Source organism: Streptomyces sp. adm13(2018), assembly GCF_008042145.1.
Lineage (GTDB): Bacteria > Actinomycetota > Actinomycetes > Streptomycetales > Streptomycetaceae > Streptomyces.
The window spans coordinates 1-759 of sequence record NZ_RDBH01000250.1 but is presented as its reverse complement, the minus strand read 5'-3'; the positions used below and the strand labels follow the sequence as shown (position 1 = coordinate 759).

Annotated in this window: 1 protein-coding gene; it reads left to right on the top strand. The window is 74.3% G+C overall.

Annotated features, from left to right (window positions below; genetic code table 11):
- The first annotated feature begins 8 nt into the window (after nt 1-8).
- Nucleotides 9-692 (top strand): response regulator, encoded by a 684-nt coding sequence (locus EAO70_RS36190; RefSeq protein ID WP_148007028.1) that lies wholly within the window; start codon nt 9-11, stop codon nt 690-692.
- Nucleotides 693-759: the final 67 nt, after the last annotated feature.

Sequence of the window (759 nt, the reverse complement as noted above, 5' to 3'; positions counted from 1 at the left end):
GACCCCGAGTGACCATCCGCGTGATCATCGTCGACGACCAGGCCATGGTGCGGGCCGGGTTCGCCGCGCTCCTCGCCGCGCAGCCCGACATCGACGTCGTGGGCGAGGCCCCGGACGGGCGGCAGGGCGTCGACGTGGCCCGCTCGACGCACCCGGACGTGGTCCTCATGGACGTACGGATGCCGGAACTCGACGGCCTGGCCGCGGCCCGGGAGATCCTCCACCCGCCGACCGGGGTCGTCCACCGGCCGAAGGTGCTCATGCTGACCACCTTCGACGTCGACGACTACGTCTACGAGGCACTGCGCGCCGGCGCCTCCGGCTTCCTCCTCAAGGACGCGCCCCCGGCGGACCTGATCGCGGCGGTACGGATCGTGGCGGCGGGCGAGGCCCTGCTCGCCCCCTCCGTGACGCGCCGGCTCATCGCCGACTTCGCGGCGTCCCGCCCCGCCCCGCGCAAGGACACCACGGCGCTCCGCCTGAACGGTCTGACCCCGCGCGAGACCGAGGTCCTGGAGCTCATCGCACGCGGGCTGTCCAACCAGGAGATCGCGGACCACCTCGTGCTCGCCGAGCAGACGGTGAAGACCCACATCGGCCGGGTGCTGGCCAAGCTGGACCTGCGCGACCGCGCGCAGGCGGTGGTCTTCGCCTACGAGTCGGGGCTGGTCACCCCGGGCACGGCGTCCTGACCCGCGCGGGGCGCGGCGCCCCGCGCCACCGGTCCCCGGCCCCGACTCGTAGGCGAAGACCACCGCC